This is a genomic window from Frigoribacterium sp. UYMn621, from assembly GCF_040549525.1.
GTDB lineage: Bacteria > Actinomycetota > Actinomycetes > Actinomycetales > Microbacteriaceae > Lacisediminihabitans.
On sequence record NZ_JBEPTM010000001.1, the window covers coordinates 178,295 to 192,599 of the forward strand.

Genomic DNA, 14,305 nt, shown 5'->3' on the forward strand with positions numbered 1-14,305 from the left:
CCATGCTAAGTAGTGGGCGGCTCGAGGTGGTCGGCGGGCCGGTGCAGCATCCGCGGGTCGGCGAAGAGTCGCCGCACCGCCTCCGGGTCGTTCTCCTGGGTGAGAAAGGTCGTCCAGGTCATGAACCACGCCCACCGGGGCTGGCTGTCCAGGATTTCGGGGGTGGGAAGCACGCCGACCTCGCCGAGGGCTATCGGCCGCCCCGCCGCGAGATCCAGCAACTCGTCGTGATGGGACTGGCGATAGTCGTTCGCGTACACATCGGCGGCGAGGATGTCGACGACATCGTGTCCCGGATAGAACCCCGCGTAGGGCGCCGCATCGCCGCGCGGAGCATTGGTGTTCCACACCCAGACCAGGTTGTCCAGGTGATGCACCGAGACGAAGCGCTCGTAGAGCTGCCGGTACAGCGCCGCGTACCCCCGCGGACCCGGGCGGCCTCCCCACCAGAACCAGTCGCCGTTGAGCTCGTGGTACGGACGCCAGAGCACCGGCACGTTCGCGTCCCGCAACTGGGCGAGGAATTCCGCGATGACGTCCACCTGGCGGACCCAGCGGTCGTGCACCTCTGTGCCCTCCCGCAGCAGATCATCCCAGTCGGACGCGTCGAGCATTCCGTTGCAGATGCTGTCGAGGAACGTGACAGGTTCCTCCTCGGTCGGACGCACCGCGTGCCACATCAGCGTGATGATCGATCCAGAGGCGTGCTGCTTCTTCGCCTCGTCGATCACGGCCTGGCGGAAGTTGACACCGTCCATGTCGCCGTCTTCGGAGAAACCGAAGTCCTGGCCCCAGATGGCCGGATACGAGCCGGTGATCTCGTGCGCCTGGTCGCTGTAGAACGAGAGCTCCCGGGGAGTGTTGTGCTGCCCGCTCAGGATGCGATTGCCGCCGACCGCGGAGATCCGCTCGAGCAACCGCCGGGCGGCCGGCGACGCGTTCGGATTGACCGGAGGGATCGTCATTCCGCGTCCTGCCGATCGAGCACGGCCTCCGACACCGCGGAGAGGCCGCCCCGGGCGGAGCCCCAGCCGACGAGCGCCGCCAAGACATCCGCTCGCCTCTCCGCACCCATCGCGTCGCGGTAGGCGTCTTCGAGGAGCGCATCGAGGAAGACGCGTTCGCCCCGCTGGGCCGAGAGCACCGAGGCCTCCACCATCGCCAGGCTGAGGATGTTGGAATGCACTTCGCCCGACGGCAGCCGACCGGTGCGGATCGAATCGATGAACTCGGCGAGGGATCCGGCGATGGTCTCGAGGCCGCGGCGAGCCTCCGCGAGGTGAGGACTGTCTTCCGAAGTGTCGCCTTCCACGGTCAGACTCGTTTCGCCGTCCCAGGTCGCGGAACCCCGTGACCCGCTCACTCGCCACGAGCCGTTCCACGAGGTTTCGAGTCCCGGGCTGCACCAGCTGCCGACGAAGCTGTACCTCACGCCTCCCTCGAACTCGAAGATCGCGGTCGTCGCGGCATCCCCGGAGTACCAGCTCCAGGCGGGGTTGTAGCTGTCGCAATAGACGGAGACCGGATCGGCATCCAGCAGGTAGCGGGCGACATCGAAGGCATGGATCGACATGTCGACGAGCAGGGGGTGATCCATCGAATCGCGGAATCCGCCGAAATGCGGCGCCCTGAAGAATTCCGTGGTCGCGATGCCCACGTCGCCGAGCGTCGCCAGCGAGTCCTTGAACTCCGCGAGCACGGGATAGTAGCGCCGGGACTGGCTCGTCATCAGCAGTTGACCCGAGACCTCGGATGCCGCGGCGAGGGAGAGCGCCTGGCTCACCGTCGGGGCGATCGGCTTCTCGCACAGCACGGGCAGTCCGGCGAACATCGCCTCGATGTTCACCGGGTGGTGAGCGACCGGCACGGTCACATTGACGACGGCCTGCGCGCGGGTCGACCCGGCGATCTCCGACAGGCTGGCCGCCACCGCGACATCCGGCCGACCGAGCTCGGCTAAGGCACGACGTGCGGCCTCGGTATCGAGGTCGACGAGTCCGACCAGGTCGACATCCGGCGTATCGATCAGCAGCTGCAGCCAGACTCGGCCCATTCCGCCGGCTCCGACCTGGATGATGCGCACCGGCTCGAGTGCATCGGCGAGGGTGGCGAAGGCCCTCACGTCGCCACCGATCCCTTGATCGCGTTGCCGTCGGCACCGTACTCCGGGAAGAACTCACCGCTGTAGACGCGGCTGAGCCGGGGCGGTGTGCGATCCGGCCTGTCGGTGCGCGCCCATTCGACGCCGTTGGCGATCACCCGACGCACGTCCTCGTGGAAGTACACGGGGTATTCCTGGTCACCGGGGCTGAAGAAGAAGATCTTTCCGTGGCCGCGTTTCCACGTGCATCCGCTGCGGAACACCTCGCCGCCGCTGAAGGACGAGATGAAGACCAGTTCGTCGGGAGCGGGGATGTCGAAGAACTCCCCGTACATCTCCTGCTGCTCGATGATGAGCGGGTGCGGCACGCCCTGGGAGATCGGATGCGTCGGGTCGACGGTCCACACCAGCTCCCGGTCGATCTCTCCCCGCCACCGGAGCGAGCACGAGGTGCCCATGAGCTTCTGGAAGATCTTCGAGAAGTGACCGGAGTGCAGCACCACCAGGCCGAGTCCGGCGAGGACGTGCCGATGGACGCGCTCGACGATCTCGTCGGCGACCTCGCCGTGCGCCGCGTGTCCCCACCACACCAACACGTCGGTGGCGGCGAGCCGCTCCTCGGTCAGGCCGTGCTCCGGGTCGTCGAGGGTGACCGTCGTGACGAAAGCGCGCTCGCCGAGGTTCTCTTCGATCCCCTCCCGGATGGCCCCGTGCATGCCGTTCGGATAGCGCAGGGCGACCGAGGGTTCGGTCTGCTCATGACGATTCTCACCCCAGACGAGCACGGAGAGCGGTGCGGCTTCGCGGTAGACGGGCATGCGTGAACGGTCCTTTCGGCGGTGACGGGATGCTGTCAGTCGAGCGGAACGACGAGTTCGCCCGATCCACGCTGGATGAGCCGCGTAGGGATCTCGATCTGCTGAGGCGGACCGATCGGGTCGTCGAGGCGGGCGACGACGAGACGAGCGGCCTGGCGCCCGAGTTCGGCGGGGTCGTAGGCGATGACGCTGATGCCCGCGGCATCCGCGAGCTCGAAGTCGTCGAAGCCGATGAAGGCGACCTTCTCGAACTGGTTACCGAGCGCACGGACCACCCCAGAGCTGGCACGGTTGTTGCCGGCGACGATCGCGGTGGGCGGCTCGGACATCGCGAGCAGGTCACGAACCGAGTCCTCGGCGGTCGGCCCGTCGGCATCCTCCAGCCGTTCCCAGGGGGATGGATCGAGGATTCCCGCTTCGCGAAGCGCCTGCCGGTATCCCCTCAGCCGCTCCTGGTGGGTATAGAGGGATGCGGGGCTGCAGACGAACGCGATGCGCCGGTGGCCGGCGCGGATGAGCCCGCGCACCGCCTCGGCGGTGCCCTCGAAGTTCTCGAGCACCACGGAGTCGGCAATGAGATTGTGGGCCGGCCGGTCGATGCAGACCACGGGGGTGCCGAGCTGCCTCTCCCCTTCGAGGTAGGCCTGGTCGGAGGCGATCGGCACCATGAGCAGAGCCCGCACCCGCTGCTTGAGCAGGGTCTCCACCACGCGCTCTTCGCTGGCCGGATCATCGTCGGTCGCGGCGAGGATCATCATGAGTCCGTGTTGGGCGAGCTCTCGTTCGATGCCGGCGGCGACGAGAAAGTAGAACGGGTTCGTGAGGTCACCGATCACGAATGCGACGGTGTTGGTCACGCTGCCGTGGCGCAGGTTTCTGGCGAGGTGATTCGGCCGGAAGCGCAGGGCGCGTGCCGCCGCCAGCACCTTCTCCCGGGTCTCCTGGGTCACGTTGCTGCTGCCGAGCACCACCCGCGAGACGGTCTTCGGGCTCACGCCCGCGAGCCGGCCGACATCGGCGAGGGTGGCGCGGGACTGGGCCTGCGCTGTCGGGATCGGCCGAGCGGTGGCGTCGGGCACCGCCTCAGCCGCACTGCTCACCAACGGGTCGATCATGCAGCAACAGTAACACCGCCCGGCGGCGGCACCGCAAGATGACAGCGTGGACACTTCTACGAGCCGAACGACTTCCCCCGGCCGATTTGATCCACGCGGGGGCCCGGGAATTCCGTAATTTAGGCCGGAAAGCGCGCCTCGACGCCCCAACACGAGTCGGGACACAATTCATGTCAACGCTGACATTGAGTATTGACGACCGGCGATTACTGGCTTAGCGTCATCGAGGACGGCGTGCACCACAAACCCGCAGCTCAACTTGGCGATGACGCTGTCTCGTCAAGGGCGACATAGATCTGGAGACCAAGAGATGGCAAAGAAGCACATCGTGATCGCGGCAGTGGCGGCATCCGCCCTACTGCTCGCGGGATGCTCGACCGGGGGCGGTGGATCGACCGACGGAACTCCGTCCGGCGAGATCACGGTTCTCACCAACCGCACCGACCTCATCAAAGACAAGACCTACGCCGGTTACACCGCGGCATTCGAGAAGATCTATCCCAAGGTCACCGTCAAGGTGCAGGGCATCACCGACTACGAGGGCCAGGTGACCACGCGCCTCAGCACCAAGAACTACGGCGACGTGCTCGGCATCCCGTCATCGGTCACCCCCAACCAGCTTCCGCAGTTCTTCGAGCCGCTCGGAGACACGGCGAAGCTGAAGGACACGTACCGGTTCCTCAATGACAAGTCGTACAAGGGCAAGCAGTACGGTCTTCCGACCTTCGGCAACGCGAACGGAATCCTCTACAACAAGCGGATCTGGAAAGAGGCCGGCGTCACCAGCCTGCCGAAGACCCCGGACGAGTTCATCGCCGACCTCAAGCTGATCAAGAGCAAGACAGACGCGATTCCGTACTACACCAACTACAAGGACGGCTGGCCGCTGAGCAGCTGGCAGGGCCAGCAGGGCTTCTCTGGCAACGCGAATGTCGTGGCCGACCGCGACAAGGACAAGGCGCCCTGGACTCCCGGCACCGAGCAGTACACCACCGACGCGCTGCTCTACAACGTCGTGCACGATGGGCTGAGCGAAGCCGACCCGACCACGACAGCGTGGGAGGGCTCAAAGGGCTTGCTCGCGACCGGAAAGGCTGCGACCGCCGTTCTCGGCTCCTGGGCGATCGTGCAGTTCCAGCAGGCTGCCAAGGACGCCGGAGCCGACCCGGCCGACATCGGATTCATGCCGATGCCGTTCCAGACCGATGGCAAGTTCCATTCGAACATCGGCGGTGACGTCAACCTCGCGGTGAACGTGAACTCCAAGAACAAGCCGGCCGCCCGGGCCTGGGTCGACTGGTTCACCACCAAGTCAACCTTCGCAGCGGACTCCGGAGCGCTCTCGCCGTTGGTCGGGTCGAAGAACCCCGCCACGCTGCAGGACTTCACCGATGCCGACGTGCAGTACGTCGAGCTCAACGCGGCCAAGAATCCGACCCTCGACTCTGACATCTACAACAAGGCGCAGATCGACCTGTTCGGCATGCTCTACCGCCAGAAGCTGGTCGATATCGCCCGCGGTGCCGCCCCGGGGGATATGAAGTCCTATTTCTCGGACCTCAACAAGCAGTGGGCGGATGCCCTCGCTAGCGTGAAGTCGTAACGACCGACCGCCCGCAGTAAAGAATTCGACCGACCAACAGAGCAGTTGTGGGGGATTCCCCCGGAAGGACAGGCACGATGTCACCAGTGACTGGCACTACCGGGGGAGTCCTCCCCACTGCCGTCGCCCCTCTTGAGGCGGTGGAGAAGAAGACCACTCCACCCCGCAAGGGCGTGCGACAGCGCAGGAGCACCCCCTACCTCTTCCTCCTCGTCCCCCTCGCGTTCCTGCTCGTGTTCACCTACGTCCCTGCGGTGAACCTGTTCTGGTACAGCGTCACGGACTGGGATGGCATCGACCTCACCAAGAACTTCATCGGATTCCAGAACTACATCGACATCTTCACGAAGCCGGAATTCCTCCGGGTCTTCGTCGTCAGCCTCTACTACATCGTGGCGTCCTTCCTGCAGATGGGATTCGCTCTCTACTTCGCGACCGTGCTGAGTTTCAGCACGCGGTTCCGCAACCTGTTCAAGGGCATCCTGTTCTTCCCGACGCTGCTCAACGGCGTAGCCATCGGCCTGATGTTCCTGTACTTCTTCCAGCCGAACGGCACCCTCGACAGCGTGCTCAAGATCGTCGGCCTGCAGCAGCTCACCGTGCAGTGGCTCGGTAATCCCGACGTGGTGAACATCTCGCTCGCATCGACGTCGATCTGGCGGTACACCGGCCTCAGCTTCATCCTGTTCCTCGGGGCGATCCAATCCATCCCGGCGTCGCTCTACGAGGCCGCCGACCTGGACGGTGCGAACAAGGTTCAGCAGTTCCGGTTCATCATCCTTCCCGGCATCAAACGCATCATCAGCCTCTCCTTCATCCTTGCGATCTCGGGCAGCCTCTCAGTGTTCGAGATCCCGTTCATCATCACCGGGGGCACGAACGGCAGCAGTACCTTCGTGATCAAGACCATCCAGCAGGCCTTCACCTACCGCCAGGTGGGACTCGCCTCCGCCATGGCCGTCGTGCTGCTGATCATCGTGCTGATCGTGACCTACATCCAACGAAAACTGGTTCCTGACGACGAGGTGAACCTCACATGACGACAACTACACGCACCGACGCCCGAGGGCGGGCAGAAGCGCCTCCCCGGTCACGGCAGGGGCACGCCGGAATGGTGGGCGGGGCGGTATCGAAATACGTCATCCTCACCGTGGCGAGCGCGATCACCCTGCTCCCCCTTGTCGTGTTGGTGATCACCGCCTTCAAAACCAAGAGGGAATTCGCCACGACCGGCCCCCTGCAGCTGCCGAAGGACTGGTTCAATTTCAGCAACTTCGTCACGGCCTTCACCGACGGCAACATGGCGGTCGGCTTCCGGAACACGACCTTCGTGCTCATCGTCTCCCTGTTCGGCACGATCGTGATCGGGTCCATGACGGCCTACGCCGTGGACCGCTTCGAGTTCCGCTTCAAGAAGGTGGTGATCGGGCTCTTCCTGGTCGCGACTCTCGTTCCGAGCGTCACGACCCAGGTCGCGACGTTCCAGATCGTCAACGGTCTCGGCCTGTACGACAGCCTGTGGTCACTGATCGCGCTGAATCTCGGCACCGACATCATTTCGATCTACATCTTCGTGCAGTTCATGCAGTCGATTCCTAAGGATGTCGATGAGGCGGCCATGCTCGACGGCGCAAACAAGTTCACCATCTACTGGCGCGTCATCCTCCCGCTGCTGAAGCCGGCCATCGCCACCGTGGTGATCATCAAGGGCATCGCCATCTACAACGAGTTCTACCAGGCGTTCCTCTACGCCCCGTCGCAGGAGAACGCGATGATCTCCACGGCGCTGTTCGCCTTCAAGGGGCCGTACGGCTCGCAGTGGCAGATCATCTCGGCCGGGGCCTTGCTCGTGATCATCCCGACGCTCGTCATCTTCCTCGTACTCCAACGTTTCATTTACAACGGGTTCACCCAGGGGGCAACCAAATGAGCAGCACCACCACGAGCGTGGCGACGACCACCGGCACGGGATCGAAGGCCACCCGGCAGCTTCATGACGGCTGGACCGTGCGCGTCGTCGCGGGTCCGGCGCCCGAGCAGATCGCGGGCCAGACCGTCGCGGCATCCGTGCCCGGCAGCATCCACACCGACCTGCTCGCGGCCGGTCTCATCGCCGACCCCTACCTCGACGACCACGAGCGGCTGCAGGCGTGGATCGGAGCCTGCGACTGGGAGTACCGCACCACCTTCGACTGGAGTGACGAGGGTTTCGATCATGCGGAGCTGGTGTTCGAGGGGATCGACACCGTCGCCCGGGTCGAGCTCAACGGTTCGGTCATCGCAGAGACGCGAAACATGCACCGCACCTACCGCGAGGACGTGCGCTCCCTGCTGCGCGAGGGGGAGAACGAGCTCACGGTGACCTTCGCCTCTCCCGTGAGGTATGCCGATCGCGAGAGCCTCGAGCAGGGTTACCGCCCGCACGTCAACCACCACCCGTACAACTCGATCCGCAAGATGGCCTGCAGCTTCGGCTGGGACTGGGGACCGGACACCGCGACGGTCGGTCTCTGGCGTGCGGTCACCCTGCAGAGCTGGTCGTACGCCCGGCTCGACTCGGTGCGCCCCACCGTCTCGATGGACGGAACCGACGGTGTCGCCACAGTTCGACTGGAGATCGCCGGAGCCGCGGCGTCAGCGTGCTCCGCGCGCGTGAGTGTGGGCACCGTGTCCGCCACGGTCCGGTTCGAGCCGGGAGAGAACGTCGTCGAGGCCCGGATCGTGGTGCCGGATGCCGAGCGCTGGTGGCCGATCGGCCATGGTGAGCATCCGCTCTATGACCTCGACGTCGTGCTCGAGCACGACGAGGGGGAACTCGACTCGTGGCACGGCCGCCTCGGATTCCGCACGGTGCGCATCGACACGACCCCCGATGAATCGGGCACCCCCTTCACGATCCTGGTGAACGATCGACCGATCTACATCAAGGGAGCCAACTGGATCCCTGACGATGCCTTCGTGCACCGGGTGGACCGCGCGCGCTACGAGGAGCGCATCCTGCAGGCCGCGAGCGCGAACATCAACCTGCTGCGAGTCTGGGGAGGCGGCATCTACGAGAGTGACGACTTCTACGACGTCTGCGACGAGCAGGGCATGCTCTCCTGGCAGGACTTCCTGTTCGCCTGCGCGGCCTACTCCGAGGAGGAACCGATGCGTTCCGAGGTCGAGGCCGAGGCGAGGGACAACATCGTGCGACTGATGCCCCACCCGAGCCTGGTGATCTGGAACGGCAGCAACGAGAACATCTGGGGTTACCAGGAGTGGGGCTGGGAGAAGCGGCTCGGCGATCGCAGCTGGGGGCTCGGCTACTATCTCGACCTCTTGCCCTCGCTGCTCGCCGAACTGGACCCCTCCCGCGCGTACACGCCGAGCAGCCCGTTCTCTCCGACCGACGAGCACTACCCGAACGACCCGGCACACGGCTCCGTGCACCTCTGGGAGCTCTGGAATCGGCAGGACTACCCCCACTACCGTGACCACAATCCGCGTTTCGTCGGGGAGTTCGGCTGGCAGGGACCGCCGACGTGGTCGACGATGACCCGGTCGCTCTCGGACTCCCCGCTGACCCCGGAGTCTCCCGGGATGCTGGTTCACCAGAAGGCACAGGACGGCAACGTCAAGCTCATCGATGGACTGGTCGCCCACCTTCCGCTGCCCGACGACATCGACGATTGGCACTGGGCCATGTCGCTCAACCAGGCCGTGGCGGTGCAGACCGGAATCGAGCACTTCCGCTCCCTCGCGCCGACCTGTATGGGCTCTATCGTCTGGCAGCTCAACGACTGCTGGCCCGTGACCTCGTGGGCGGCCGTCGACGGGGATGGTCGCCCGAAGCCATTGCTCTACGCGATCAAGCACGCGTACGAGGACCGGATGCTCAGCTTCCAGCCCCGCGGCGAAGCGATCATCGCCAGCGCGTCCAACGACACCGACGAGCCCTGGTCGGGCAGCGCGGTCGTTCGCCGCCTGCAGTTCGACGGCACAGAGCTCGCCTCGACCGCCGTCGCTGTCGACGCCCCGCCGCGCACCACAGCGACGATTCACGTGGATCTCGGCGTGACGACTCCCGGCGACGTGGCAGCCGAACTGCTCGAGGTGACGCTCGGTGACCGACGGGCCCTCTGGTTCTTCGCCGAATACCGTGATTCCCGTCTCGAGGCACCGCAGCTCACCGTCGCCGCGACCTCCGTCGCGGGTGGATACGCGGTCACCGTGACCGCCGCGAACCTCGTGCGCGACCTGGCGCTGCTCGTCGACAAGCTCGATGGTGACGCCCGCGTGGACGACCAACTGATCACCCTGCTGCCCGGAGAGAGCGTGACCGTGGCCGTGACATCCGAAGCCCGGATCGAGGATTCCGCCTGGTCCCAGCCGACGGTGCTGCGCAGTGCGAACCAGCTCGTAGCCACCTCATGACGGCAGAGCTGAAGGCGGAACAGTTCTGCGGCATGACCTGGGGATGGACCGGTGTGCGTGGCACCTGGGCGACTCCCGAGGCGGAGGACTCGCTGTCCAAGCTGGTCGACCTCAACGTCAACTGGGTCGGGATCGCGTTCGGTGCGCTGCAGGCGACGGCTCAGTCCACCGACATCCGCTTCGGTGACGAGCCGACGGTCACCGATGACGAGGTGCGCTGGGCCATCCGCGAGTCGAAAGCCCGCGGTCTCAAGGTCTGCCTGAAGCCCGTGGTCAATGTCGCCGACGGCACCTGGCGTGCCTTCATCGGCTTCTTCGATGAGGAAGTGCCGGGCGAGCCGAGCTGGGCCGAGTGGTTCGCCTCCTTCACCCGGTTCGTGGTGCACTACGCCCGCATCGCCGAAGAGGAGGGCTGCGAGATGCTCTGCGTCGGCTGCGAGATGGTGCAGACCGATAAGAGGGAATCCGAATGGCGTGCCCTCATCGCGGCGGTGCGCGCCGTCTACGGCGGACTCGTCACCTACAACTGCGACAAGTACCAGGAAGACAGGGTCACCTGGTGGGACGCCGTCGACATCATCTCGTCGAGTGGCTACTACCCGCTGGGCGATTGGGATGCCCAGCTCGACCGCATCGCGCCCGTCGTGGAGCGCGCGGGGAAGCCGTTCTTCTTCATGGAATCCGGATGCCCGAGCAGGCTCGGATCCGCCGCCCGGCCGAACGACTGGACGCTCGAGGGCGCCGTCTCGGGTGCGGAGCAGGCCGAGTGGTACCGGGACGCCTTCGACACCTGCGCGAGGCGCCCCTGGGTGCAGGGCTTCATGCTCTGGGACTGGCCACCCCGCCTCTATGCTCTCGAAGCCGCGGCGAACGACGACGACTACTGCGTCTACGGCAAGCCGGCGGAAGACATCGTGCGCGAGCACTACGCGCTGCGGCGCGGGTGACTGTGCCGAAGGAGACGTTCGAGGCGCGTTGGGCTTCGCTCGAGCAACATGCCGTGCCGGACTGGTTTCGAGACGCGAAATTCGGGATCTTCCTCCACTGGGGCATTCACTCTGCGACGGAGCATCACGCCTGGTACGGGCGGAAGATGTATCTCCAACACGCAGACGAGGATCCAGAAGGGGCGGAGGTGTACGACTTCCATGCACGGGAGCACGGGCACCCGAGCGTGTTCGGATTCAAGGATTTCCTGCCGCAATGGACTGCAGAGCACTGGGATCCGGAGGAGCTTGTCGAGCTGTTCGCGTCGGTCGGCGCGCGGTATGTGACCCCGGTTGCTCTCTATCACGACAATTTCGACAACTTCGATAGTCACTTCCAGCCGTGGAACTCAGTGAACCTGGGGCCGCGGCGTGACGTGCTTGGCGAGTGGAAGCGCGCCTGCGAGGCGCGCGGCGTGCGGCTTGGTGCATCCGATCATGCCTCTCGGGCGTGGCAATGGATGGCACCCGCGCACCTGGCAGACAGCTCCGGCCCACTCGCGGGAGTCACCTACGATGGCAGGCTGACCGCGGCGGATGGGGCAGGAACCTGGTGGGAAGGGTACGACCCGCAACACCTCTACCTGCCGCCGCGCCTCGAAAGCGACCCGGAGCCGCAGTGGTGGAAAGAACAGTGGACCAAACGCGTGCAGCAGATGCTGCGCGATTACCAGCCAGACCTGCTCTATTTCGACTGGGATACCCTGCCGCACGGTGACTTCGGCCTGCAGATTGCGGCAGAGTTCTACGAGGCGAACCCGGACGCGGTGATCACGGTTAAGAATCCGCCGTCGACCGACGCGGTGGTCTGCGATACCGAGAAGGGCCGGTTCGCCGATCTCAAGGACTTCGTCTGGCAGTGCGACACCACCCTCAACCACGACTGGTTCTACATCAGCGACCAGCCGTTGCGGATGACGGCCACGCAGGTCATTCAGACCCTCATCGACATCGTCAGCAAGAACGGCAATCTCATGCTCAACGTTGGCCTGCGACCTGACGGCACGCTGCCGGAGGACCAGCGCGATGCCCTGCTCGCGGTGGGCGAGTGGCTCGCGGTCAATGGTGAGGCGATCTTCGACACTCGACCCTGGTCACTCTTCGGAGAGGGGCCGACGAACGTCCACGAGGTGGATAACCCGCTCGGGGAGGGGCACTTCAATGAAACGACCCTCGACTACACCGAACATGACTTCCGCTTCACCACGAAAGGCGATCTGCTGTTCGCCGTGTGCCTGGGGGTAGCGCGTTCGAACCTCGAACTGCGCTCTCTCGCCCGGGGAAATGTTCATGATCCGCGGCCGGTCGCCGGAGTGCGGTCGTTGGCCGATGGCGCGGAGCTTGAATTTGAGCAGTCATCGAAGGCGCTGGTCATCCACCTGCCCTCGCAGGAGAGGTCTCCCGCGGCTGTCGCGGTCGAGATCCGCTTCAGCAGCTCCCCATGATCGCGCCTCGATTTCCCGGGGCGGATGCCACACGCCCGGGCCGCACGCTCATCGGATGGTTGCGGCCGTTCCGGCTGCGCATCCTGCTGTCGATGCTCGTCTTCGGCGTCAAGGACAGTCCGCAGTGGGTGCTTCCCGTGATCACCGCCTCGGTGATCGACATCGTGGTGTCTCACGGCCGCCCGCAACAGTTGTTCTGGCTGCTGGGGGCTGCGCTGGTGATCCTCGTGCAGAACTTCCCGACCAATATCGTCTTCGTGACGCTCTACATGGGCAGCGTTCGACAGCTCGCCGTGGACATCCGCAACAGCCTGACCCACCAGTTGCAGGAGCTCACGATCGGCTACCACGCCCGCGCGAGCTCGTCGATCATCCAGACCAAGATCATCCGGGATGTCGAGAACATCGAGTTGATGATGCAGCAGACCGCACAGACGGGGTTCTCGGCGTTCTTCGTGCTCGCCGGTGCGATCGTGGTCACTGCCCTGCGGGTGCCGGCCTTCGTGCCCGTCTTCTTCATCGCGGTGCCGGTCGCGGCGCTGCTCGTGAGGGGGTTGCGACGCCGGTCGAACGCGCGGAACGAGCAGTTCCGCCACACGGTCGAACACCTCTCGGCCCGCGTCGGGGAGATGTCGACCCTGATGCCCATCACCCGCGCACACGGTCTCGAATCGGATGCCGCGGATCGCGTCGGTCGCAGTGCGGAGGGCGTGCGCGATGCCGGCCTGAAGCTCGACAGGCTGAACGGGTCGTTCGGTGCCCTCAGCTGGATCTCGTACCAGTCGCTCGGCGTGCTGTGCCTCACCGGCGCCGCGCTCGCCTCCCTCACCGGTTTCATCCCGATCACGCCGGGCGAGGTGGTGCTGCTCAGCACCTACTTCACGATCCTCACCGGCAGTATCGTCGCGCTGTTGTCGCTGGCCCCGATCATCACACGAGGGATCGAGTCGGTGAAGTCCATCTGCGAGGTGCTCGAGGAGCCGGACGTCGAGGCGAACAACGGCAAGGCGGCGGTGTCGTCTCTCGACGGGGACCTCCGCCTGGAGAACGTGGGGTTCGAGCATTCGGACGGCGTTCGACCGGTGCTCTCCGGCATCGATCTCCACATCCGACGGGGGGAGACCATCGCCTTCGTGGGTCCGTCCGGTTCGGGCAAGTCGACGCTGCTGAACCTCGTACTGGGCTTTTTGCGCCCGACCGAGGGCCGCATCCTCTTCGACGGCCGTGACATGGCCGAAATCGACATGCGCACCCTGCGCGCTTTCGTGGCGGTGGTGCCCCAGGAATCGGTGCTCTTCGAGGGCTCCGTGCGCGAGAACATCACCCACGGACTGGTGGGCGCCAGCGACGAGGAGGTGCGCCAGGCTCTCGCCGACGCGAATGCCACCGAGATCGTGGCGGACATGGCCGAGGGATGGGACACGATCGTCGGGGAACGCGGGTCACGACTGTCGGGCGGCCAACGCCAACGCTTCGCGATCGCGCGTGCGCTCATCCGTGACCCGCGCATCCTGCTGCTGGATGAGGCGACCTCCGCCCTCGACGGCGAGTCGGAGCGGCTCGTGCAGCAGGCGCTGCAGCGGCTGATCGGGGGCCGGACCACCCTCATCGTCGCGCATCGGCTGTCGACCATCCGATCGGCCGATCGCATCGTGGTGCTCGACCACGGCCACATCGCCGAGGTCGGCTCGCACGACGAACTGTTGGCACTGGGTGGCCGGTATCGGCAACTGGTCGAGGCGCAGTCCCCGTAGGTTTCCGCACGCCGGGTGACCCTGCGCTCTACACTGGAGCACCCGAGAATCGCTCGCTGCAAGGAGT

The 14,305-nt window shown here is 65.4% G+C and carries 11 protein-coding genes; 7 read left to right on the forward strand and 4 right to left on the reverse strand.

Features of this window, described 5'->3' with window-relative positions; translation table 11 throughout:
• Window positions 1–5: 5 nt before the first annotated feature.
• The 4 genes from ABIB54_RS00925 to ABIB54_RS00940 are packed head-to-tail and all read right to left on the reverse strand — an operon-like array spanning window position 6 to window position 4,034.
• The gene (locus ABIB54_RS00925) at window positions 6–965 is read right to left on the reverse strand and encodes a glycoside hydrolase family 26 protein (protein WP_354573649.1); all 960 of its coding nucleotides are present in this window, start codon (window positions 963–965) and stop codon (window positions 6–8) included.
• Window positions 962–2,122, reverse strand: coding sequence for a Gfo/Idh/MocA family protein (locus tag ABIB54_RS00930; RefSeq protein WP_354573650.1), 1,161 nt, complete (start codon window positions 2,120–2,122; stop codon window positions 962–964). The genes ABIB54_RS00925 and ABIB54_RS00930 overlap by 4 nt, the downstream gene beginning before the upstream one ends.
• A complete protein-coding gene (locus ABIB54_RS00935) occupies window positions 2,119–2,919 on the reverse strand; it encodes a ThuA domain-containing protein (protein ID WP_354573651.1) in 801 nt (266 codons plus the stop codon). Before ABIB54_RS00935 ends, ABIB54_RS00930 begins: the two co-directional genes overlap by 4 nt.
• 35 nt (window positions 2,920–2,954) lie before the next feature.
• On the reverse strand, window positions 2,955–4,034 hold the full coding sequence (locus ABIB54_RS00940) for a LacI family DNA-binding transcriptional regulator (RefSeq protein WP_354573652.1): 1,080 nt from the start codon (window positions 4,032–4,034) through the stop codon (window positions 2,955–2,957).
• A gap of 310 nt (window positions 4,035–4,344) precedes the next feature.
• Between ABIB54_RS00940 and ABIB54_RS00945 the strand changes: the two genes are divergently transcribed.
• The 7 genes from ABIB54_RS00945 to ABIB54_RS00975 all read left to right on the forward strand — a co-directional run bounded on the left by ABIB54_RS00945 (window position 4,345) and on the right by ABIB54_RS00975 (window position 14,238).
• Window positions 4,345–5,637 carry an ABC transporter substrate-binding protein gene (locus ABIB54_RS00945; protein ID WP_354573653.1) on the forward strand — a complete coding sequence of 431 codons (1,293 nt, stop codon included), beginning with the start codon at window positions 4,345–4,347 and terminating at the stop codon, window positions 5,635–5,637.
• A gap of 77 nt (window positions 5,638–5,714) precedes the next feature.
• Window positions 5,715–6,677 carry a carbohydrate ABC transporter permease gene (locus ABIB54_RS00950; RefSeq protein WP_354573654.1) on the forward strand — a complete coding sequence of 321 codons (963 nt, stop codon included), beginning with the start codon at window positions 5,715–5,717 and terminating at the stop codon, window positions 6,675–6,677.
• Window positions 6,674–7,567 (forward strand): carbohydrate ABC transporter permease, encoded by an 894-nt coding sequence (locus ABIB54_RS00955; RefSeq protein ID WP_502917028.1) that lies wholly within the window; start codon window positions 6,674–6,676, stop codon window positions 7,565–7,567. The genes ABIB54_RS00950 and ABIB54_RS00955 overlap by 4 nt, the downstream gene beginning before the upstream one ends.
• Window positions 7,564–10,053 (forward strand): glycoside hydrolase family 2 protein, encoded by a 2,490-nt coding sequence (locus ABIB54_RS00960; RefSeq protein ID WP_354573655.1) that lies wholly within the window; start codon window positions 7,564–7,566, stop codon window positions 10,051–10,053. The genes ABIB54_RS00955 and ABIB54_RS00960 overlap by 4 nt, the downstream gene beginning before the upstream one ends.
• Complete coding sequence (locus ABIB54_RS00965) at window positions 10,050–11,000, forward strand: glycoside hydrolase family 113 (RefSeq protein WP_354573656.1); 951 nt, start codon at window positions 10,050–10,052, stop codon at window positions 10,998–11,000. The genes ABIB54_RS00960 and ABIB54_RS00965 overlap by 4 nt, the downstream gene beginning before the upstream one ends.
• The gene (locus tag ABIB54_RS00970) at window positions 10,997–12,484 is read left to right on the forward strand and encodes an alpha-L-fucosidase (protein WP_354573657.1); all 1,488 of its coding nucleotides are present in this window, start codon (window positions 10,997–10,999) and stop codon (window positions 12,482–12,484) included. Before ABIB54_RS00965 ends, ABIB54_RS00970 begins: the two co-directional genes overlap by 4 nt.
• A complete protein-coding gene (locus tag ABIB54_RS00975) occupies window positions 12,481–14,238 on the forward strand; it encodes an ABC transporter ATP-binding protein (protein WP_354573658.1) in 1,758 nt (585 codons plus the stop codon). The genes ABIB54_RS00970 and ABIB54_RS00975 overlap by 4 nt, the downstream gene beginning before the upstream one ends.
• The last annotated feature ends 67 nt before the right edge of the window (window positions 14,239–14,305 follow it).

What these genes read in the sequence shown, in the direction of transcription:
- ABIB54_RS00955 (WP_502917028.1), top strand. Translation starts at nt 6,674, where the DNA reads ATGACGACAACTACACGCACCGACGCCCGAGGGCGGGCAGAAGCGCCT.
- ABIB54_RS00960 (WP_354573655.1), top strand. Translation starts at nt 7,564, where the DNA reads ATGAGCAGCACCACCACGAGCGTGGCGACGACCACCGGCACGGGATCG.
- ABIB54_RS00940 (WP_354573652.1), bottom strand. Translation starts at nt 4,034, where the DNA reads ATGATCGACCCGTTGGTGAGCAGTGCGGCTGAGGCGGTGCCCGACGCC.
- ABIB54_RS00925 (WP_354573649.1), bottom strand. Translation starts at nt 965, where the DNA reads ATGACGATCCCTCCGGTCAATCCGAACGCGTCGCCGGCCGCCCGGCGG.
- ABIB54_RS00945 (WP_354573653.1), top strand. Translation starts at nt 4,345, where the DNA reads ATGGCAAAGAAGCACATCGTGATCGCGGCAGTGGCGGCATCCGCCCTA.
- ABIB54_RS00950 (WP_354573654.1), top strand. Translation starts at nt 5,715, where the DNA reads ATGTCACCAGTGACTGGCACTACCGGGGGAGTCCTCCCCACTGCCGTC.
- ABIB54_RS00935 (WP_354573651.1), bottom strand. Translation starts at nt 2,919, where the DNA reads ATGCCCGTCTACCGCGAAGCCGCACCGCTCTCCGTGCTCGTCTGGGGT.
- ABIB54_RS00965 (WP_354573656.1), top strand. Translation starts at nt 10,050, where the DNA reads ATGACGGCAGAGCTGAAGGCGGAACAGTTCTGCGGCATGACCTGGGGA.
- ABIB54_RS00975 (WP_354573658.1), top strand. Translation starts at nt 12,481, where the DNA reads ATGATCGCGCCTCGATTTCCCGGGGCGGATGCCACACGCCCGGGCCGC.